The sequence below is a fragment of the Lacticaseibacillus manihotivorans DSM 13343 = JCM 12514 genome (assembly GCF_001435035.1).
GTDB classification, from domain to species: Bacteria; Bacillota; Bacilli; order Lactobacillales; family Lactobacillaceae; genus Lacticaseibacillus; species Lacticaseibacillus manihotivorans.
Map to the genome: position 1 here is coordinate 1 of NZ_AZEU01000190.1, position 206 is coordinate 206.

A 206-nucleotide genomic window follows, 5' to 3' on the forward strand; every position below is an offset into this window, starting at 1 on the left:
CACGGTCGCGGTGTCACCAGTAGCCCGAAGGGCCTGAATTGTAGCACGGTCGCTAAGACTGAGTTGTTGGTAGTGCTTGTGAGTGTTAATCTGAGAGTGGGTCATAAAGATTCCTGCTTTCTTGTCTGGTTGCACTAACAAGAATAGGTCTTCATGGCCTTTTTGGTCTAGTCGCTAAGGTGTTGCACTTGAATTGTAAACTGGGG

General features: G+C 48.1%; 1 pseudogene. It reads right to left on the minus strand.

The features are described from left to right. Positions 1-105: pseudogene (locus FD01_RS15770) on the minus strand (helix-turn-helix domain-containing protein); the annotation flags it as partial. Between the last annotated feature and the right edge of the window lie 101 nt (positions 106-206).